This window comes from Limnohabitans sp., assembly GCF_044361645.1.
Lineage (GTDB): Bacteria > Pseudomonadota > Gammaproteobacteria > Burkholderiales > Burkholderiaceae_C > Limnohabitans_A.
Genome location: NZ_JBIKIL010000062.1, coordinates 1 through 21232, shown reverse-complemented (window position 1 = coordinate 21232; position 21232 = coordinate 1). Strand labels below are relative to the sequence as shown.

The following is a 21232-nucleotide window of genomic DNA, read 5'->3' as shown; positions in this document are numbered from 1 at the left end:
ATCGATGGAAGACGTTCTTGGACTACGTGGTGCAGAGAATCACCCGCCCCCTGCCGCCTTGGTATCCACCAAGTCAGCTCACGATGACAGAATAACTGCCGGATCTAGGTTGAATGGATTGTGGCTTCACGCTTTTTGCGTGAAGGCCGCATGCAAAGCCTGTTCATCATGCTGGGTGTGGCCATTGGCGTGGCCGTGATCGTGTTCATGTCGGCCCTGATGCAGGGCTTGCAGACCAATTTGGTCAAGCGCGTGCTGACAGCGCAGCCGCACATTCAGCTGTTGCCACCCAAGGAGCAGGTGCGCATCCTGCATGGTCAAGATGCTGCGCTGCGTGTGGATCAGGTTCAGGCCCCGCTGCAGCGGCTCAAGTCGATTGACCAATGGCAAGCGGTGCTGCATTTGTTGCGGGCCCTGCCCGAGGTGCGCGTGGCCTCGCCAGCGGTCAGTGGTTCGACCTTCATCCAGCGCGGCGCGGCCAGCCGTGCACTGAGCCTGACGGCGGTCGATCTGGCGCTTTACCAAAGCATCGTGAACCTGAGCGAAAAGCTGGTGGCGGGCCAAGCGCGCCTGCAAGCCAGCGACATCTTGATCGGCACCGAATTGGCCGCCGAACTGGGCGTGGGGGTGGGTGACAAGTTGTTGGTGCAGTCGGCCACAGGTGCCAGCCGCCATTTCACGATCGTGGGCATTTTGGATTTTGGCAACAAAGTTGCCAACCAACGCACTGGATTTGTCAGCCTGCACAGTGGGCAAAGTCTGCTGGGTTATCCCGGTGGGGTGACCAGCATCGACATCACGGTGCACGATGTGTATGCCGCCCAAGAGGTGGCTCAGCGGATCCAGGCGCATACCGGACTGCAGGCCGACAGCTGGATTCAAACCAATGCACAGTTTTTCAGCGCCATCCGCTCGCAAAGCATGGCCAACACCGCCATCCGTTTTTTTGTGGGTTTGTCGGTGGCCTTTGGCATTGCCAGCGTGCTGGTGGTGTCGGTGGTGCAACGCGCCAAAGAGATTGGCATCTTGCGGGCCATGGGCATTTCACGCGCTCAGGTCATGCGGATTTTTTTGTTGCAAGGCGGCTTGCTGGGTTTGGGTGGCGCAGTGATCGGCTGTGCGCTGGGCATTTTGGCGCTGCAACTATGGCTGCAAATGGTCCAAACCGCCGAAGGAACCCCCATGTTTGCCGTGGCCATCGACCTGACGATGCTGTTCCAGGCATTGGCGCTGGCCACGCTCACCGGGCTGTTGTCGGCCTGGGCCCCCGCTGTGCGTGCAGCCAGGCTCGACCCTGTGGTGGCAATTCGTGGCTGAAGCGATGAAGCACCTGCCCGTGCATGAAGCACAAGCTTCGGGGTCAAAGGCCCCAAGCATCGTGCAGCTGTCCCAAGTGCGCAAGTCCTTCAATGTGGGGCAACCGACGCAGGTGGAGGTCTTGCACGGTATTGACCTGGTGCTGCACGCCGGGGAGTTCGTGGCGATCATGGGACCGTCGGGTTCGGGTAAAAGCACCTTGCTCAACATCGTGGGTTTGCTGGACAGACCCACCCAGGGCCGCTTGCAAATCAAGGGCCAAGAAACCACCACGCTCGACGACGCGGCACTGACACAACTGCGCGGACGCAGCATTGGTTTTGTGTTCCAGTACCACCACCTGATCGGGGCCTTCAGCGCACTGGAAAACGTGATGCTGCCCATGGTCGGCCTGCAGGGCTACCCGACGGCGGCCATCGCGCAGCGGGCCTTGGCATTGATGGACAGTGTGGGCTTGTCCAAGTGGCGCGACACGCCAGCCACCCGGCTGTCGGGCGGTCAGCAGCAGCGCGTGGCGGTGGCCCGTGCGCTGATCATGCAACCGGCACTTTTGCTCGCAGACGAGCCCACCGGGAACCTGGACACCCAAAGCGCGGATGCCGTGTTTGAGCTGTTTCGCCAGGTCAACCGTGAGCACGGCACGGCGGTGCTTTTGGTCACGCACAATCCGGCCTTGGCAGCGCGCTGCGAGCGCACCATCCAGGTGATCGACGGGCGCGTGTCCGCACCAGTCCCATCGTCCCGTTGACTTTCCAGCATGCAACTTGCGCTCAGAAAGGCGCAGACCTGGCGGGCGAGATGTCTTGATTGACTGCACGTGTTCTCCTTCCTGGCCCTCGCCAGCCTGAATGCTGTGCTGGCGCATGTGAAGTCTCAGGGGCCGAACTTTAAGAATTTTGGCAAAGACGACCCTCCGATCGCAGGCAATGGGTTTGATCTGAAAAAGCACAGCCATGCGCTGGCAAACGGCAGGGGCTTGGGGCATATCAGGGGCAGTAGGCCCCAAGCAAGCGCCCAAGCAGACCCGGCCGGGTGGCCTGGGGTGCCCGAAAACGGCCCCCATAATTGTGCGCATGTGCTTGAATTTCTTATCCGTCTTTGGAGCGCCCGATGGAGCATTCTCAAATTTTCACCTTCGCATTGCTGACCGTGGGGTTCGTCCTCACGCCAGGGCCCAACATGATTTACCTTATTTCTCGCACGCTGTGCCAAGGGATCAGGGCTGGGTTGATTTCGTATGCGGGTCTGGTCATCGGATCACTGTTTTATCTTGCGTGTGCGGCTTTTGGCATCACGGCCTTGCTCTTTGCCATTCCCATGGCCTACGACGCTCTGCGGTTTGCTGGTGCCATGTATTTGGCTTATCTGGCGTGGCAAGCCATACGCCCAGGCGCAAGGTCGCCGTTTGAACTGCGTCATTTGGAACAGGACAGTCCTCGGCGCCTTTTTTTAATGGGCTTGCTGACCAATTTGCTCAACCCGAAACAAGCTTTGTTTTACTTGGCGCTGCTGCCGCAATTCATCGACGAAAACCAAGGGCAGGTGTTCCAACAATTTTTGACGCTGGGCTTCATTCAAATCTTCATCAGCTTCATCGGAAACGGCCTGATCATGCTTGCCGCAGGCGCTATCGCTCGATTTTTAACCGATAAACCGCGTTGGCTGCTGGCACAGCGATGGTTGATGGGAACCGTCCTGGCAGGCATGTCCTTAAGGATGGTGTTCGAAACCAAAGATTGATCGCCCATGCTGAGATGGGTTGCGCTTCAAGCATCACTTCGCTGCATTCGGGCCGCACTCTCGCCTGAGCCTGTGCCAGCATGTCGCCGGTCAGTTCAGTAAGCTCGTCATGTTCTTGGGGTTTTAAATCGCTTCCTTGTTTGATGCAGGTCAATCGCGCGTGGCACAGATCCACTACGCTTGACCAAACTCCATCAAAGGCAAAAGTTCATGCCTCAGGATCAGCGTCTGACCGCTCCGAAGTCGCCGCGGGCAGGCTTGTATGGCCAAGCGCCCAGGGAAGATGCCCAGTGCCGGATCTGACCCCTTTTGCCGAAGTGGCCCTGCTGCTGGTCATGGCTGGCGCCATCGGCCTTGTCGGTACGCTGGCGCGCCAGCCCTTGATCGTCAGCTTCATTGCGGTCGGCTTGATCGCGGGGCCATCGGCGCTGGATGTCGTGCATTCAGAGGCGCAAATTGAGCTTTTGTCCGAACTTGGCATTGCGGTGCTGCTGTTTCTGGTCGGCATCAAGCTGGACGTGAAGCTGATCCGGTCGCTGGGCTTGGTCTCGGTGATCACGGGGCTAGGGCAGGTGATCTTCACCGCCTTCTTCGGCTATCTGATCGGTCTGGCGCTGGGGCTTGGCCACATCACCAGCCTTTACGTCGCGGTCGCGCTGACGTTTTCCTCGACCATCATCATCGTCAAACTGCTGTCCGACAAGCGCGAGATTGATACGCTGCATGGCCAGATTGCGCTGGGGTTTCTGATCGTGCAGGACCTGGTGGTTGTGCTGGCCATGATTGTGCTGTCGGCCATCGGCATTGGCGCAGCGGATGCCGGGCATGGTGGTGGGCCGGTGCTGATGGTGCTGGGCTCGGGGCTGGCATTGGTGGCGGCGGTGGTCGTCTTTGTGCGCTACGCTGCCGATCCCTTGACGGAGCGGCTGGCCCGCGCGCCCGAACTGCTGGTGATCTTCGCCATTGCTTTGGCCGCGATGTTTGCCGCCGTCGGTGATTTTGTCGGCTTGGGCAAAGAGGTGGGCGGCCTGATGGCCGGCGTGGCGCTGGCCTCTACCCCTTACCGCGAGACCATTGCCGCCCGGTTGGCGCCCTTGCGCGACTTCCTGCTGCTGTTCTTTTTCATCGCGCTGGGGGCCAGCTTGGACCTGTCGCTTTTGGGCACGCATGTGACCGGGGCCATCGTCTTTTCCTTGTTCGTGCTGATCGGTAACCCGCTGATCGTGCTGGCCATCATGGGGGCGATGGGCTACCGCAAGCGCACCGGTTTTCTGGCCGGGCTGACCGTGGCGCAGATCAGCGAGTTTTCGTTGATCTTCGTCGCCATGGGTGTCTCGATTGGGCATGTGACCGAAGATGCGCTGGGTCTTGTCACCCTAGTCGGCCTCGTGACCATCGCGGCCTCGACCTACATGATCACCTACTCGCACCAGCTTTATGCGCTGTTCGTGCCGCTGCTGGGCGTCTTTCAACGCAAGGGAACGCCGCGCGAGCCGTCCGAATCGGGGGCGCATGCGGCCAGCAGTTACAGCATCATTGTTTTCGGTCTGGGGCGCTTTGGCACGGCCATCGGGCTGCGTTTGCACCAACGCGGCATCCGGGTGCTGGGCGTAGATTTCAACCCGCAAGCGGTGCGGCGCTGGCGCAAGCTTGGGCTTGAGGCCGACTTTGGCGATGCCAGCGACCCCGAATTCGTCACCGAACTGCCGTTCCGGGGCGCGCAGTGGGTGGTGTCGACGGTACCGATCCACCCCACGGGCCTGAGCCACGAAGACACCCGCCGGACCCTGATCCAACTGGCCCGCTCGGCCGGGTTCACAGGTCAGATCGCCGCCGCCTCGCACGGCAGCGTTGACAGCAAGGCCCTGCTGGGCGCGGGTGTCGACCTGGTGCTCGAGCCCTTCCAGGACGCCGCCGACCGCGCAGTGGCGCTGCTGTGCGGTGCTGCCCAAGAGCAGCGCACCGAATTTCCCGAGATCACCACAGAAGGCCGCGAAGCCGGGTGATGTCAGTCAAGCACATTGAAACCAAAGGACGAAACCCATGAACCGACTTGCAGGCAAAACCGCCATCGTGACTGGGGGCGCCGTCGGCATTGGCCGCGCCTGTGTGACCCGCATGGCCGAGGAGGGCGCACAAGTCGCCATCCTGGACCTGCTGGAGGACGAGGGCGCGGCGCTGGCCGCCGAGCTGACGGCCAAGGGCCATGCGGCTGCGTTCTGGCCGGTCGATGTGGTGCACGAGGCCGGCATGAAAGCCGCCATCGACGCCGCAGCCGCCCGCTTCGGCGGCCTCGATGTGCTGGTGAATAACGCCGGGATCTCTGGCAGCCCCAAGCCCACCGATCAGGTGACCGAGGCGGAGTGGGACCGGGTGCAGGCGGTGAACGTGAAGGGCGTGTTCTTTGGCACCAAGCACACCATCCCGCATCTGCGGGCGGCGGGCAAGGGGTCGGTCATCAACCTGTCGTCCATCGCGGGCTTGATCGGCATTGGCGGCATCGCGCCCTATCACGCCTCCAAAGGCGCGGTGCGCTTGATGTCGAAAAATGACGCCATCACCTATGCGCCCGAGAAGATCCGGGTGAACTCGATTCACCCCGCCTACATCTGGACGCCGATGGTAGAAAACCACCTGCGCGCCACCGCCCCTGATCTGGCGGCAGCCAAAGCGGCGGCGGGGGCCGCCCACCCCATAGGCAGCATGGGTGAACCCGACGACATCGCTTGGGCCGTGGTCTGGCTGGCCTCGGATGAGGCCAAGTTCGTGACTGGCACCGAGATCGTCATCGACGGCGGCTACACGGCGCGATGACAGGGCTGAGCAACCCGCACGCCACCCCCGCTGCCGATTGCCTGGCCAGCCTTGCCGCAACGCCGGATGGCCTGACCGCGCCCGAGGCCGCGCGGCGGCTGGCCGAACAGGGGCCCAACCGCCTGCCTGAGGTGCGCTCGCGCGGGCCGGTGCTCCGCTTCCTGCGGCAGTTCCACCATGTGCTGATCTACGTCCTGATGGGTGCGGCTATCGTCACAGGAACCCTGCAGCACTGGGTGGATACCGGTGTGATCCTGGCCGTGGTGCTGGCCAACGCGGTCATCGGCTTCATCCAGGAGGGCAAGGCCGAAGCCGCCATGGCCGCGATCCGCAACATGCTGGCGCCCAAGGCCGCCGTGCTTCGCGACGGCCAGCGGGTCACGCTGGACGGGGCCGACCTTGTGCCCGGCGACATCGTTCTTTTGGAGGCCGGCGACAAGGTGCCCGCCGACCTGCGGGTGATCGAGGCGCGCGGGCTGGCGGCGCAAGAGGCGATCCTCACAGGCGAGTCCGTGCCGGTAGAAAAAAACAAGAACCCTGTCGCCGCCGATGCCGCCCTGGGTGACCGCCGCTCGATGCTGTGGTCGGGCACGCTGGTCACTCAGGGCACGGCGCGCGGGCTGGTGGTGGCGACGGGCGCGGGCACCGAGATCGGGCGCATCGGCGGGCTTTTGGCGGGGGTCGAGCAACTGAGCACCCCACTGGTTGCGCAGATTGACCAGTTCACGCGCTGGCTGTCGTTCTTGATCCTGCTGTTGGCGGCGCTGCTGTTGGCTTGGGGTTATTTTGTGGTCCACATGCCTTTTTCCGACCTGTTCATGGCGGTCGTCGGCGTCGCCGTGGCCGCCATCCCAGAGGGCCTGCCTACGGTGATGACGATCACGCTGGCCATCGGCGTGCAGGCCATGGCCCGGCGCAAGGCCATCGTGCGCCGCCTGCCTGCGATCGAGGCGATTGGTTCTGTCTCGGTGATCTGCACCGACAAGACCGGAACCCTGACCCGCAATGAGATGGTGGTGGCCGCAGCGCAGACGGCCACGGGCAGCTTTGCCATCGCGGGCGAGGGCTATGCCCCCGAAGGATCGATCACACCGGCCGGTGATCTGGGGCAACTGGCGCTCGCGGCGGCGCTTTGCAACGATGCGCGCCTGCACCGCAAGGACGGGGTCTGGGCGGTCGAAGGCGATCCGATGGAGGGCGCGCTGCTGGCCTTTGCGGCAAAGGTGGGCGGGCAACAGGCCGCACAGCGGCTCGATGCCATCCCTTTCGACAGCCGCCACCGCTTCATGGCCGTGCTGAGCGAAGGTGCGTCTGGGCGTCTGACCCATGTGAAGGGTGCGCCCGAACGCGTGCTGCGCATGTGCGCAGGACTTGACCATGCCCACTGGCACAAGCTGGCTGAGACGCTGGCCAAGCGGGGCTTGCGGGTTCTGGCCTTCGCCCAGCGTGCCGAGACGGGCGAGCAGATCGACCCGAAGGCGTTGGAGGGCGGCTTGAGCTTTCTGGGCCTTGTCGGCCTGATCGACCCACCGCGCCCTGAAGCGATTGCTGCTGTTGCCCAATGCCGGGCGGCAGGCATACGCGTCAAGATGATCACCGGCGACCATGCGGGAACCGCCGCCGCCATTGGCGCACAAATCGGGCTGGCCAACACCAAGCGGGTGCTGACCGGGGCCGATCTGGACAAGCTGGACGACGCACAACTGGCACTGGAAGTGTTGGATGTCGACATCTTCGCCCGCACCAGCCCCGAGCACAAACTGCGCCTTGTGACTGCGCTGCAGGCGCATGGCCTGTCGGTCGCCATGACCGGCGATGGGGTGAATGACGCACCGGCTTTGAAGCGCGCCGATGCGGGCATCGCCATGGGGCTCAAGGGCTCCGAGGCCGCGAAAGAGGCCGCCGATCTGGTCTTGTCGGACGACAATTTCGCCAGCATCGCCGCCGCCGTGCGCGAAGGGCGCACCGTCTATGACAACCTCAAAAAGGTGATCAGCTGGACGCTGCCCACCAATGCCGGCGAGTCGATGGTCATTGTTCTGGCCCTGCTGCTGGGTTTGGCCATGCCGGTGACGGCGGTGCAGATCCTGTGGATCAACCTGATCACCGGCATCACGCTGGGCCTGGCGCTGGCCTTTGAGCCGACGGAGGCAGGCACCATGGCCCGCCCGCCGCGCGCCCGCAACGCGCCCATCCTGTCGGGCGGCTTGGTCTGGCATGTCGTGCTGGTCGCCACGCTGTTCATGGCGGCGGTCTTCGGCGTCTTCACCTATGCCACGGGCAAAGGCTATCCGCTGGCGCTGGCGCAGACCATGGCGATGAACACGCTGGTGGTGCTGGAGATCTTCCACCTCTTCTTCATCCGCAACATCCACAGCAGCTCGCTGACTTGGGCCGCTGCGCGCGGAACGAAGGTGGTCTGGAGCGTGGTCATCGCCATCACCGCGGCCCAATTTGCCGTGACCTACCTGGTGCCCTTGCAGCTCGTTCTGGGCACCGCACCAGTGCCTGTGTTCGATGGCTTGCTGATTGTCGGCATCGGAGTGGCCTTCTTCGCGTTGATCGAGATCGAAAAGCAGATCAGACTGGGGTTGAGGTCTTGACGCAAGCACCCAAACGAAAGCCGCCTCCCAAAGCCTTTCTTGCCGCTGCGCAAACAGCCGCAACCGGACCCTGCAAACGAGACCCTTTACAGACCCGGCGAGCGTCAAATCAAAAGTCAAATCAAAAGCGGGGGCAGGGTTCAAGTGAGCCGGTTCGAGATGCTGCAAGGCTCAAGCGCAGGTGTTTTCGAGGGACGAAAAAACCGGGAACAGCCGTGTCGCGCATCATGCACAAAAGGAATCGCCGAGGGGCCTTGGTTTTTTTTCGCTTCCCGTGTCAAGCATTGCAGGGCCACTTTCAAATCGTTCCGTCTGCGCGCAGTGCCTCCAAGCGCTGCGGATCGATGCCAAGCCAATCGAGGTAGACCGCCTTGTTGTGCTGCCCCAGCCCGGGCGCCACACCGCGGGCTTGCACCGGCGTGGCTGACAAATGCATGGGAGAGCCGAACACCGTCACCGACTTGCCGCCAACCTGAACTGGCACGAACATGTCGCGCGCAGCCAGGTGGGGGTCGGCCAGTACCTCGTCCATGCTTTTTACGGGCGTCAGTGCAATGCGGTCACCTGCCATGACCTCCAGCTCAGCCTTGGTGTGCGGCGCGAACCACCCCTCAATGATCGGGCGCAGCCGCCGCTCATAGGTGGCCAGATCAAAGCGCTTGCTCATGGTGTCGATCTCGGGATCGTCGGCCAGCGCGGGCATACCGAAGACACAACAGGCCTCGCGCCAAAGTTTGTCGCTGTAGCTGCCGAAAAACACATAGCCGTCTTTGCATGCATATTGCCCATAGGGCCGGGCAAACGGATGTTCGTTGCCCATGGGTGAGGCAACAATGCCTGCCATTGTGTAGTTGACGATGGCGTTCTCTGTGAGTGTCACGACAGAGTCTTGCTGGGCAACGTCGACGCGCTGACCAAGTCCACTGCGTTCGCGCTCGCGCAAAGCTGCCAGTGTGGCGATGGTGGCGTAAAACGATGCGGCAAGATCGCCGATGATGCTGCCCACGCGCACCGGTGGTGCATCTGCGTCCCCGTTCATCGACCACAGCCCTCCTGCGGCCTGGGCGGTACTGTCAAAGGCGGGTCGGCGCGAGTTCGGCCCGCTCTGGCCGAAGCCGCTGATAGAGGTGTAGATCAGTCTGGGGCACAGCGGCTTCAAGGTTTCGTAATCCAGGCCCAGTTTCTCCATCGTGCCGGGTCGGAAATTCTCCATGAGGATGTCGGCCTTGGCCGCCATTTCAAGGAAAAGTTTGCGGCCCTCGGGGCGCTTGAGATCAAGGCTGATGCCCATTTTGTGTCGGTTGTACTGCGCAAAGTACCCACTGCCCTGAGCTTCTATCCCCTCGTTGAAGGGCGGGAAACCACGCACGAAATCAGGATCGCTGGGATGCTCCACTTTGATCACCATGGCACCCAAGTCGGCCAGCATCATCGTGCAGTAGGGCCCGGCGACCACCCTCGTGACGTCGAGAATGGTGACGCCACTGAGCGGTGCGCCGCGTTCTGCTTGGGCAAGCGAGGTGGACATGTTGATTTCCATTTTGGGAGGGACGTTCATCTTCTTACCAGCCGCCAAGGGCCAGCCATTCTTCCAGCAGATCGAGGCGGTCTGAGCCCCAAAATGGTTCGCCATCCACCAAAATGTGGGGCGAGCCAAAGACGCCTCGCTCGATACTGCCCGCCACGGCTTGGCGCAGGTCTTGGCGGGACGCTTCGCTGTCTTGGCCTGAGCGCAGCGCATCCGGGTCTATGCCCAGTGACGGATCCTGTGCGGCAATTTCAGCAATCTCGTGCACAAGCGACAAATCCTTGCCAAGCCGCCAATAGCGGTCATACACGGCGCGCGCAAACGCGCCCTCAGTGCCAGGATGGTGACGCCGAACCCAATAGAAGGCACGTGCCGCTGGCCGAGGATCCATCATCGGGTCGCTGATTTTTCGCGCAAGCGCCAGGCCGTGCCGACGCATGTAACGTGAAGCATCGTGCAGCACGTAGTCACCTTTGAGCGGCGTTTCCAACAGCGGCTTCAAGCCCATGACCTTCATGACCGAAACACCCAACAGCATGCTGTGCCATTGCACCGTGCGGCCATGCCGCTTGGCAATGGCCTCGATGCGCAGACTGGCGAAATAGCCGTAGCTGGAAATGAAGTCGAAATAAAAATCAATCGGCGCCTTGGCGTCGGCAGCCGAGATCGGGTTGTTTGGAATCGTCATGGGCGCTCGCTCAGTGGATTGCTGCATACATGATCTTTTCCTCGCTGGCTTCGGTGGCCGAATACTCCTCCACCACCTTGCCCATGCGCTGCACCAAGATGCGATCCGACAACGCCATGATCTCGGGCAGATAGGAGGAAATCACCACCACCGCCTTTCCTTCATCGGCCAGGCGGTTGATCAGCTCATGGATTTCGCTGATGGCGCCGACATCAACCCCGCGTGTGGGTTCGTCGAAAATAATCAGCTCAGGCTCCTGAATCAGCGACTTGGCGATGACAACTTTTTGCTGATTGCCGCCAGAAAGCTCGATGGCCCGGACATCTCGGTTGATGGCGCGGATTTTCAGCCGCTTGATCCATGACTCGCCAACCTCGCCCGCCTCGGCCCTGGACACCAGCGTGCGCTGGCCTCTCAGCTTGGCCAGCAATCCCAGGTAGATGTTGTCGGCAATCGACTTGGTCTCGAAGAAGCCTTCGATTTTGCGATCCTCTGTGACATAGGCAATGCCGTCTCGTACCGCTGCTGCAGGCACGTAATAACGCACCGGTCGGCCATTGAGAAATACCTCGCCACCATGCATGAAGTCCCGTTTGATGACGCCCGCCACGACCTTGAAGGTTTCGGTTCGGCCGGAGCCGACAAGCCCGAACACGCCGGTGATCTGGCCGGCAAAAACCGACAGTGAGTTGTTCTTCACCATGGCCGCCATGCGCAGGTTTTGCACCGACAGCACACGCCTGCCTTGCGGCCGAACCTGCGTCTTGCGCTGCCCGTACAAGGTCTGCGACAAGTCGCGCCCCACCATGGCCTGCACGATGCGGGCGCGGTCGAATTTCACCGTGTCGTCGGTGACCACATGGCGTCCGTCTCGCAAAATGGTGATGCGGTCAGAAACCTGCAGCGCCTCTTCGAGTGCGTGTGAGATGAAGATCACCGAGACGCCTCGGGCCTTGAGGTTGGCGATCAGGTCGAAGAAGTACTTTTTCTCCTCTGGGGTCAAGCTGGCAGTGGGCTCATCGAAGATGATGACCCGGGCCTTGTGCAGAACGGCGCGCGCAATCTCGACCATCTGCTTTTTTGCCGCGCCCAGCAGGCTGACCTGAGCCGTAGGGTCGACGTCAAACTGCAGCGACTGCATGAACTGTTGCGCCGCAATATAGATGCCCCGAAGTCGGTTGAAAAAAAGCTCCTGACCAAGAAACAAGTTTTGCGCCACGGTCATCGTCGGCACCAGGCTGGTCTCCTGGAAAACCATGGCAATACCCAGCTCGCGCGCCTCGTTCGGCGTCTGCGGCCGGACAATGCGCCCCTCAACCCGCATCTCGCCTGAACTCAGCGCAACCACACCGGCCATGACCTTGGTCAAGGTCGATTTTCCGGCACCGTTTTCGCCGACGATCGCATGCACCTCACCCGGCAGCAGCGCGAAGTCGACCTCCTCGATTGCCGGTACACCGGCGTATTTTTTGGTGGCCTTTCGCAATTCCAGGATTGGCACAATGGGGACAGATTCGGGGTTCATACAGCAAGACGCCTTTCAATATCGGTGATCGACAGGCGCAGCAAGCGCCTGGGGCCCTGGGCCACCAGGTACAAATGGCCCCCACATTCCACTGCAGCGACCACACCATGGTTTTGTCCGTCAAATCGGCTGTGCAGTGAATACTGAATCAAACCCTCCTCACTCAGGCGAATCACCAGCCCATACGAACGCGGCGGGGCCCAAGGTTTGACCACGCCCATCATCTTCAGGTGCGCACCCTGCATGGGCTCGAGGAAGGTGTTGCCGGAGTTCAACGCAGGTGCAATCCAATAAGCGGGGTCAATTTCTTGCATCATGCGTTTGCGAAACGCGGGTTCGCGCAACACAAACTCGACCAACTGCGTTCGCAGCGCAAAGCAGGTCAGCCAGTAGCCACCGCCAGCCGCTTGGGTGATGCGTGAGGGGTAGCCCGGCAGGTTGTCGATCACCGGCATCGGCGCCCCCCCCGAGGAAGCGATGCGCAGCACACGATGACGCCAGCTCTCGCACACCAGTGCAGCGTCGCCAGCCGCGCAGGCGCCAAAGGCATAGCCCAGGCCAGCAGCCCGTTCGTGCCCCTGGCCGGTGGCCAAGTCGAAGGCGATCAGCCTGCCGCTGTGGCCCAGCCCCATCAGGTCGTGTTTCCAACGGTCGGGCGGCTGCGTGGCCGAGCCATCGCTTGCCAGCAGCTTGCCATCGGAGCCGAACGCCAGTGCATTGACACAGCTGAGCGCTTTCCCATCGGCGGACGTGAACACGAGCCCGTCGTGTGGACCGCCCACAATGCGAACTTCGCGACCCTCCAGGGCAAGTGCAAGCCCGCCACCGGGAACGCAGGCAATCGCAGAAACATGGGCATCCACAATGGCCGCCTCACGCGGTGCCCATTGCGTGTGGGTGCCCTCGTGTTGCCAGACCTTGTTGCCGTCCGCGACAAAAACAAATTTGCCGTCGCTCGCCAAATCAACCGGTGCAGCCAGATGAGCCAGCAAGGCGGCGTCTTCGACCCATGTGTTGGACTTCAACGCGCCGTCAAACACCGGTACGGTGATCGACGCTTGACCGCGGCCGAGCATGCGGTCACTCCACGCCTTGATTGCGGTAATCATGAGGTTTTTCCCCAGCGCCGGTCGTACTGGACAAAGTCGGGATCGGCACCCGCAAGGGTGTAGCGGCCGATTCGGTTGTTCATGATGCCCCCCAGGTAAAGATGGCCGCGGTGCTCGCGCATGGAGGTGATCATCGGGTGGTTTTCTCCGCCCAGATCCCACAAAGTTTCAAGCACTTCACCTTGTTCGTTGAACTTCAAAACGCAGCCGGTATTGATGTTCGGGAACAGCCATTCATCGCGTGGCACCTGCTTTGCCATGCGTTGGCGAAAGCCAGGCATGCGCCAGGCCAGGTCCAGCGCCGGGCAACGCATCCCAACCAGCGACATCCAATAGTGGCCATCCGACGAGTTGTTGATGTTGTCTGGGAAGCCCGGCAGGTTCTGCAGCACGAATTCTGTGGTGCCGGCTTTCGGTCCATCAAACCAATGCCGCTTGACGCAGCAACCCCATGTCTCGGCAAACAGGAAGGACATGCCATCGCTGGCGATGCACACGCCGTTCGGGAACTGCAAGTCGCGAATCACCGTGTGGGTTTTGCCGTTGCGCGTGTCGTAGCAGATGATGCGGCCATTCCCACGCGCCTCCAGCCCGTCCGTGGCCCACTCGTGCATCTCGTAGCGCACGGTGGCCTCGGAGAAGAAAATTCGGCCATCGTCAGTGATGTCCAGGTCGTCCGCCAAGCGCAGTCGGCTGTCATCGTTGACCGACAGATAGTTTCTGTTCGTCTCGTCCGTGACCTTCTCCACAACGCGCTGCGGTGTCACCCTGTACAGGCCCATACCACCGCTGCAGACATACAAGTTGTCTTGCCGGTCAAATGCCATGCCCAACGGCGTCCCACCGATGTGCGCATACACCTCCATGCGCTCATATTCAGGGGGAAAGAACCGGATGATGTCGCCGTGACGCGAGCCTGCGTACAGGTTGTCATGTCGGTCAAGGATGACGTCCTCAGGACCTTCGATGCGACCCAAGCCAATGACTTTGACGCTGCGCAACTTGTCGTTTTGCGCCCAGGCGGTCCCGCAGTCTGGTTCGGTCGAGGGCAACGGTGCCAGCGCGTGGTAAGTCGGGCTGACATAGACCTTGCTGACGATGCGGTGGCGGTTCTTGAGCCAGCGTATGTCTATCACCGCCGCAAGGATCAGGATGCTCGCCAGCACCATGCGGTTAAAGCCACCGTGCAAGGACAACGAAGTCATGCCATTGATGACCAGCAAAACGATCAAGGTGCCGACCATGGCCTTCATGACCGAGCCCTTGCCGCCGCCCAAGCTGATGCCACCGATCACGGCTGCGGTCAGCACCAAGACTTCCAGGCCCACGCCGATATCTCCGCCAGCAGTCGCCAGCCGTGAAGCGAAAAAGACACCACCAACCGCCGTGAGTACGCCGCTGGCAACATAGGTCAGTGCCACCGTTCGACGCACCGCAATACCGGTGTTGTAGGCTGAACGACGTGATCCACCGATGGCCGTGATGTGCCAGCCGGGGCGCAGTCGCGTCAAGAAGATATGGCCGAATACGGCGACCAAGGCGTAACACCAAACCACAGTCGGAACGCCAAACCAGCCGCCGTTGCCGATGGCCTCCCAAACCGAAGACTCTGGAAAGCCGCCGGCGATGGCGGTGGCGTAATCGGCAATCGCCAAGTCATACATGGCGCGATAAATGATCAAGGTGATCAAGGTGGTCAAGAAGGCCCGCAATCTAAAAAACCCGATCAGCACACCGTTGACTGCGCCAAGCAAGGCACCGACGAGCAGCGTCACTGCCACCGCGCCCAACACGGGCCAGCCCAGCACATGCATCAGAAATAGCGCGGTGAAATTGGTCAACGCAAACATCGAACCGACCGACAGGTCGATGCCGCCCACAATCATCACCAGCGCCATGCCAAACACGATGAAGCCGATTTCGCCCGCCTGGCGTCCGTTGCTGGCCAGGCTGAATGGAGAAAAGAAGTTGGGCAACAACTGCGACAAGCCAATGACCACGAATACCAGCACGGCCACCGGAATGGCGGTTTCCATCCATCGCTTGGCCAGCACCTCACCGAGCAGGTGATCGGGCCAATAGTGGTATCGCCAGCGCGTCAAACGGTCACGCAGCGACTCTGCAGCTGGCGCAGCAGCGCCAGCTGCGGGCAACTCGACAGGTCGATTCAAAGTTTTTTGCATTGTCTTGCCATCAGGTTACGGGCGTCAGAACACACCCAGAGCTGTCGGTATCGCGAAACGGATTGGTGCCGCGGCGTGTCCAGCACGCCGGGCCTTCCAGCAAGCCTCAGGACTTGCCCAACTTCCAGCACGTGCCTTCAACACTGGCATTGGCTTTCGTGATCGGGATCAGCGTCGTGTAGATCGATCCCCCCAAACCCTTGGTCTTGCCCGTGTTCTGCAACAACCACTTGATCTGGCCAGCCATGGTGATGGCCTGAGTGGGCACGTCATAGCTCAGGTTCAGGTCGTAGGCACCGCTCTTGACCTGGTCACACGCGCCTTTTTGCTCGCCACCGCCAGAGGTGGCAAGAAACACCTTACCGGTCAGGCCCGCTTCTTTGATGGCAGCGGCCGTACCAGAATCCATGCCGTCCCAGAAACCAACGGTGCCGCACAGGTCGGGGTGCTGCTTGAGCACAGTCTGGGTGATGCCTTTGGCCTTGGCGGCATCCCAGTCGGCTGCTTGGCTGGAAACCACCGTGATCTGTGGGTTCTTGGCCAGCACATTTTCTACGCCCTTGAGCGTGTAGGCGCTGGCGGCGGCAGACAACGCGCCTTGCACTATCGAGATTTTGTTTGACTTGCCCTTACAAGCTGCAACGACTGCTGTTGCCGCTTTTTCGCCGATCTCTACCCAGTCTGCACCGACATAGGCCACCGAAGAATACGCCGAGCGCATATTGATCTGAACCACCTGTATGCCATTGGTCTCGGCTGTGCGCAGCAGCCTGGCGTAGGTTTGCACGTCAGGGTTGTGCACCACAATCACATCGGGTTTTTCACCGATGAGGCTGGTCACAGCCTGGGCACCAGCGTTTGTGCTCCAGTTGGGGTCACGCGCAATGATCTTCACGCCCAGTGGCTCGAGCTCTTCTTTCAAACCCTTGAGCCAGCCCTGTGCAAGGTCGAAGCTCAGCGCAACAGGCACAAAGGCCACGACTTTGCCCGACATGGTTTTGTAGTAAGCGTCGCGAAACGGATCTTCTAAGCCTTTGCCTTGGGCGAAAGCGCCTGCGCTGGCGCCCAGCGCGACCGAAAATGCGGTGGCCTTGAGAAAGCTCAATCGTGTGGTCATACATGTCTCCATAGAGTTATTGCCAAGAGCCCGGATGGGCGGAAAAAAAAGAGTTTCCAACTTCATATATCCCCCTGCTGAGCCGTTTCTTCGTTGCGGGGATTGACGAAGGAATCGATCAAGATGGCAATCAGCAGTACCACCCCCTTGACCAAGTTCTGTGCGGAATACGACATGTCCATGATGGTCATGCCATTGAGCAAAGTGCCGATAAGAAGCGTTCCGATGATCACGTTGACCACGCCGCCTCGCCCGCCCGAAAGGCCAATGCCGCCAAGTACCACAACCAAAATGACGTCGTAGATCAAGGTGGAGTTGTAAATTCGGGTCGGTATGCTGTTGACAGACGCGGCCATCACCATGCCGGCAAAGGCTCCAATGAGCGCAGCCAGCACGTACTGCAGCACGATCACTGGCCGCGTTGGAATGCCGGTGGTGCGTGCGCCGAAGGGGTTGTCGCCGATTGCATAGACATAGCTGCCCAGTCGCGTACGGCGCAGAAAAAAAGCCACCGCCACCGCGACCAGAGCGAACATCAGCACCGGCATCGGGATGCCCAGCAGCGTGCCGCGCCCGATCCAAGCAACGCTTTCAAGGTTCGGACTCCACTGCACGACGTCCAGACGGAAAAACGCCACCTGTCCGAGCCCCGCCAGGAACAGCCCCGAGGCCAGTGTCGTGAACAATGACGGCACCTCGGCGTAGGCCGTGAGCCAGCCGTTGATTAAGCCAAAGACCAGCGCCAGTGCAAGTGCAGCGGCAAATGCAACGGGCACCGAGTGACCGTCCTGCACCATTTGCAAAATCAGCCCGGCCGGCACGGCCAGCACGGCGACCATGGAGATGTCAATGCCTCGGCCAATGACAATGATCGCCATGCCCAAGCCCAAAATGCCGAGGATTGCGACGTTCTGCAGCAGCCCCAACATGTTGCCGGTGTTGAGGAATCCGGGCAGCAAGGCGGAAAATACGGCGAACATCAGTACAAAGATCGCGAACACGATCGTTTGCTGGGACAGACTGGGCAGCCTCACGTTAGGTCTCCATTTTTTTTGAACTGAGGCAGAGCTTGGGCCTGATACAGCCGTGTGGCAATGTGTAAAAAACACATTTTTTCTGCTATTTGCTGTCATCTATCTACAATTGCGGCGTGAACTCCAAAGACGCACTTTCCCATCAGGATCTGACCGGTGATCCTGAGGGTCTCGAAAACCCCGATCCGAGGGGTTTTGTCGTGGGTTTGGAGCCCAGCGCCGACTCTGAGGAATTGGCCATGCTGCGGCTTCAGGTGGCCCAGTCACGCGACCTCGAACGCGCCTGGCGAGCAGTCTCAGAAACGGCGCGCGACCTGACTGTGCTGCGCGAGCCAGAAAGTGTGTTGCAGGCCATCGTCGAGCGCAGCCGAGCCCTGCTTGGCAGCCATTTGGGTTGGATTGCCGGCCCCGAAGTCGACAGCAAGGACGAGTTGGTGGTGCTGGCGATCAACGGAGTCACCACCGAGTGGGCTCAGTTGATGCGCGTCGCGCAGGGGCGTGGTGCTGCTGGCTACGTGCGACGCACCCGCTCCCCGTTTGCAACGGCAGATTACTTTGCCGAGGAGCGGGTCATTCACGACGAGCAGATCGATGCGATCTTGCGCGGGGAGGGCGTGAAGTCCATGGTTGCGGTTCCGATGCTGTCGGGCACGGACGTCATCGGCGTGCTGGTTCTCGCCGACCGTGTTGCACGCGACTACACCCATCCCGATATCGCCACACTTGGGATGCTGGCCGCCCATGCCGTCGTAGCCGTGCGCAATGCGCAAGCCCATGCGCAGACGCGCAAGGCCTTGCAGCAGGCCGAAGACAGCAACCAGCTGCTGCAACATCAAACCCAAGTGTTGGAGCTGGCGGCCCAGGCCCATGAACGGCTGACGAGTTTGGTGGCCCAGGGTGGCACCCAAGTCGATGTGTGCCGCACCGTCGCTAGCCTGCTGGACGCCGAGGTGGTGCTGGTGGATGGTGCCGACAGCGTGCTGTGCAGCGCCGGGCCCGACGGCGCCAGTGTCAGCCAGGGCGGCAGTGTGCTGAATCCTTGGTTGCAAGAACTGCAGGTGCACGCTGCACTCGACGACAGCCGTCTCAGCGGTCGCTCTGTGGCCATCGCAGCACCGGCCGGTCGCCAAGGCCGACTGGCGGCCATCGTGGGCGGCAGTCGCCTCCTCGGCGGCTTGATCGTGCTGAGTGCGACGCCGCTGTCCGAAGTGGCGATGCGCACCCTGGAACGCAGCGCCATCGTCATGGCGCTCGTGCTGCTTGCCCCCCGACTGACGGTCGAAGCCCAGGCCGCTGACTCGGCGCAATTGCTTGCAGATCTTTTGCACCCGCTGCGCGTGGGCAGCGCAGAGCTCGCTGGCTTGGCTGCAACGCGCGGGCTGGCCTTGGGCGCTGTGAGCGTGCTGGCGCTGCTCGAGCTCGCTGCACAGGGGAACACGGCTGGCACCACACCCAAGTCGGTGCAAAGGCGGCTACAGACGCGTTGGGCAGGTTCACGCGCCCTCGTCTGCGAACTGGACGGCCGGGTTGTTGTGCTGTGCCCTGATCTCCAACCCATGGCGCTGCGCCACGCGCTGCAAAAGGCGCTCGACGAAAGGCCCCGACTGGCCGTGCTTGGGCTGATTTCGGCACCTTGCGAATCTTTGGCGATGCTGCCGGGTCGGTTTGCGAGCTTGCACAAAAGCTTGGCGCTGGTGCGCACACTGATGTCTGAGCACCCGAGCAGCATGGGGTCCATTCGTCTGGTTGACGAACTTGCGCCGTTTGTTGCAACTTTTGGCAGCGCACAGCCGGATGGCGCAACGTCTCCTCAGACGTTCATTGACGCGACCATCGGCGTGCTGCTGGCACACGACCAGGCACGTGGCACCAAGCTGGCGTCTAGCCTGCTGATGTACTTTGACCTGGGCTGCAACGCCAAGGAGGCCGCCGCCCGCCTCGAGGTTCACGTCAATACGCTGAACAACCGATTGGCGACAGCCAGCGCTTTGTTAGGCGCATTTGACATGCCGGGGCGCCGTCTTTCTTTGCACTTGGCGCTGCAACTTCATGAACTGCGCGCGCCCCAATAGCGTACGGACATCCTGATGAATTGATTGGCGCCATTCAAGCTCACCCAGCGGTTCGATTTCCTATCCGCTTCGCTATCAACTGCTGTTGCTCAAGGGTAACAGCACTTGCCCATGAAACTCCGAGTTTGGTGCTCAGTGCGTTACACATCTGCTGACAACCCTTCGATCGAATTGCCGCAGCAACTGCTGACATCACCAGGGCCTAACAATATTTCTAGCAGTTTGAGGTTTGGTCGTACAGCCATTCGCTGTCCACTGCTGTTGTTGAGCGGGCGTCGCACTGCCCCATGTAATTCCGGCATTGGTGCCCAATGTGTCACTCATCTGCTGACAACCCATAAATTGAGGTTTGGTCGTGCAGCCATTTGCTGCCCATTGCTGTTGCTGAGCGGGATTTGCATTGCCCCATGTAATTTCGTGATGGGTGCCCAATGTATTACTCATCTGCTGACAACCCATAAACGTGCCAACAGGTGCTACCAGGATTTCATAATTGCGAATACTGATTTGACGACCGCCCCAGCCAAACCCACAACCATTAAATCCTGGGCGCGTGTTGCCGATGTGCACCCCGCCCCTGTAATTCGCACGGCAAAAGTACAGCGGGATGTTCCGCGGGATGGAAACTGTGATCCCTGACTGTCCGGCCACAATGGCAGTGGGGGGGATGTTGGAAGCTTCGGTCCGCTGCCACTTTGCGCCTGCAGGCAGTGCAACGGCGACTTCATAGACATAAGAGCCGAATTCGAAGCCGTCTTGGTGGAAATTGCAGGCGCCGAATCCGCGGCGCGTCTTGCCAGGTTGCAGGGTCCTTCGTTCAGGGGGGGCCGCGTTTGTCATGCGGCACATAAACAGCTTTTCGCCGTTTGCTTCGTTGCCGGCTGCAACTGCGGTCGCTGGAATAGCATCGCCTTTCGTCTCCACCCAGACGATCTGGGGTTGTGCCAATGTTGCGACTGAACTCAGAAGAAGGCCCAGTGCCACGGTAACTGAAAGAATGAACTTTTGCATGGTAAAAATTTAGGGATTGAGAGGGTAGACGTTAAACGTCCATGGTGGTGTCTGCATAACTCAAAACACAGTTTACTTTATTTTTTGTTAACCATAGTTTAATAAAAAAAACAAATTATATACAAAAATTTTATCTCTTGTTCTGGGCGGCATGGACTTGTAGGCTAGAGGTGCGTTGACGGATCGTGCAGGACTCGCCAAACCAAGTCTTTGGAAGGCTGCTGTTTTGGACAGCAGTGGTTGATCTGCAAAAAAGCAAGTTCAAATAAAAACCGCCCTCTGCATTGATCACGACGCGTACGGACATCCTGATGAATTAATTGGCGCCATTCAAGCTCACCCAGCGGTTCGATTTCCTATCCGCCTCGCTATCAACTGCTGTTGCTCAAGGGTAACAGCACTTGCCCATGAAACTCCGAGTTTGGTGCTCAGTGCGTTACACATCTGCTGACAACCCTTCGATCGAATTGCCGCAGCAACTGCTGACATCA

Annotated in this window: 15 protein-coding genes; 7 read left to right on the top strand and 8 right to left on the bottom strand. The window is 60.6% G+C overall.

Going from position 1 to position 21232, the window contains the following annotated elements:
- The first annotated feature begins 120 nt into the window (after positions 1 to 120).
- The 6 genes from ACIQ39_RS11055 (at position 121) to ACIQ39_RS11030 (ending at position 8474) form a co-directional block, all read left to right on the top strand.
- Positions 121 to 1317: an FtsX-like permease family protein gene (locus ACIQ39_RS11055; protein WP_396434655.1), complete on the top strand. Its 1197-nt coding sequence runs from the start codon at positions 121 to 123 to the stop codon at positions 1315 to 1317.
- Positions 1318 to 1321: 4 nt separating this feature from the next.
- Positions 1322 to 2065: an ABC transporter ATP-binding protein gene (locus ACIQ39_RS11050; RefSeq protein WP_396434654.1), complete on the top strand. Its 744-nt coding sequence runs from the start codon at positions 1322 to 1324 to the stop codon at positions 2063 to 2065.
- A 362-nt stretch (positions 2066 to 2427) separates the two neighbouring features.
- Positions 2428 to 3057, top strand: a complete 630-nt coding sequence (locus tag ACIQ39_RS11045; RefSeq protein WP_396434653.1) for a LysE family translocator — start codon at positions 2428 to 2430, stop codon at positions 3055 to 3057.
- Between the two features lie 290 nt (positions 3058 to 3347).
- Entirely contained in the window at positions 3348 to 5063 is a 1716-nt protein-coding gene (locus ACIQ39_RS11040) for a cation:proton antiporter (RefSeq protein WP_396434652.1), read from the top strand.
- A 37-nt stretch (positions 5064 to 5100) separates the two neighbouring features.
- The gene (locus tag ACIQ39_RS11035) at positions 5101 to 5871 is read left to right on the top strand and encodes an SDR family NAD(P)-dependent oxidoreductase (RefSeq protein ID WP_396434651.1); all 771 of its coding nucleotides are present in this window, start codon (positions 5101 to 5103) and stop codon (positions 5869 to 5871) included.
- Positions 5868 to 8474, top strand: a complete 2607-nt coding sequence (locus tag ACIQ39_RS11030; protein ID WP_396434650.1) for a cation-transporting P-type ATPase — start codon at positions 5868 to 5870, stop codon at positions 8472 to 8474. The genes ACIQ39_RS11035 and ACIQ39_RS11030 overlap by 4 nt, the downstream gene beginning before the upstream one ends.
- Positions 8475 to 8772: 298 nt before the next feature.
- On the opposite strand, the gene ACIQ39_RS11025 is transcribed toward ACIQ39_RS11030, so the two are convergent.
- The 7 genes from ACIQ39_RS11025 to ACIQ39_RS10995 form a co-directional block, all read right to left on the bottom strand.
- Positions 8773 to 10014: a CaiB/BaiF CoA transferase family protein gene (locus ACIQ39_RS11025; RefSeq protein WP_396434649.1), complete on the bottom strand. Its 1242-nt coding sequence runs from the start codon at positions 10012 to 10014 to the stop codon at positions 8773 to 8775.
- 22 nt (positions 10015 to 10036) lie between these two features.
- Positions 10037 to 10690 carry a 2-hydroxychromene-2-carboxylate isomerase gene (locus tag ACIQ39_RS11020; RefSeq protein ID WP_396434648.1) on the bottom strand — a complete coding sequence of 218 codons (654 nt, stop codon included), beginning with the start codon at positions 10688 to 10690 and terminating at the stop codon, positions 10037 to 10039.
- A 10-nt stretch (positions 10691 to 10700) separates the two neighbouring features.
- Positions 10701 to 12215: a sugar ABC transporter ATP-binding protein gene (locus tag ACIQ39_RS11015; protein WP_396434647.1), complete on the bottom strand. Its 1515-nt coding sequence runs from the start codon at positions 12213 to 12215 to the stop codon at positions 10701 to 10703.
- Positions 12212 to 13291: a strictosidine synthase gene (locus ACIQ39_RS11010; RefSeq protein ID WP_396434646.1), complete on the bottom strand. Its 1080-nt coding sequence runs from the start codon at positions 13289 to 13291 to the stop codon at positions 12212 to 12214. Before ACIQ39_RS11010 ends, ACIQ39_RS11015 begins: the two co-directional genes overlap by 4 nt.
- A gap of 29 nt (positions 13292 to 13320) precedes the next feature.
- A complete protein-coding gene (locus ACIQ39_RS11005) occupies positions 13321 to 15507 on the bottom strand; it encodes an ABC transporter permease (protein WP_396434645.1) in 2187 nt (728 codons plus the stop codon).
- A 106-nt stretch (positions 15508 to 15613) separates the two neighbouring features.
- Positions 15614 to 16624 (bottom strand): sugar ABC transporter substrate-binding protein, encoded by a 1011-nt coding sequence (locus tag ACIQ39_RS11000; protein ID WP_396434644.1) that lies wholly within the window; start codon positions 16622 to 16624, stop codon positions 15614 to 15616.
- Between the two features lie 62 nt (positions 16625 to 16686).
- Positions 16687 to 17658, bottom strand: coding sequence for an ABC transporter permease (locus ACIQ39_RS10995; protein ID WP_396434643.1), 972 nt, complete (start codon positions 17656 to 17658; stop codon positions 16687 to 16689).
- 116 nt (positions 17659 to 17774) lie between these two features.
- Here ACIQ39_RS10995 and ACIQ39_RS10990 point away from each other — a divergent pair, with 116 nt between their 5' ends.
- The gene (locus ACIQ39_RS10990) at positions 17775 to 19730 is read left to right on the top strand and encodes a helix-turn-helix domain-containing protein (RefSeq protein ID WP_396434642.1); all 1956 of its coding nucleotides are present in this window, start codon (positions 17775 to 17777) and stop codon (positions 19728 to 19730) included.
- Between the two features lie 192 nt (positions 19731 to 19922).
- On the opposite strand, the gene ACIQ39_RS10985 is transcribed toward ACIQ39_RS10990, so the two are convergent.
- Complete coding sequence (locus ACIQ39_RS10985; RefSeq protein WP_396434641.1) at positions 19923 to 20741, bottom strand: DM9 repeat-containing protein; 819 nt, start codon at positions 20739 to 20741, stop codon at positions 19923 to 19925.
- Positions 20742 to 21232 lie beyond the last annotated feature (491 nt).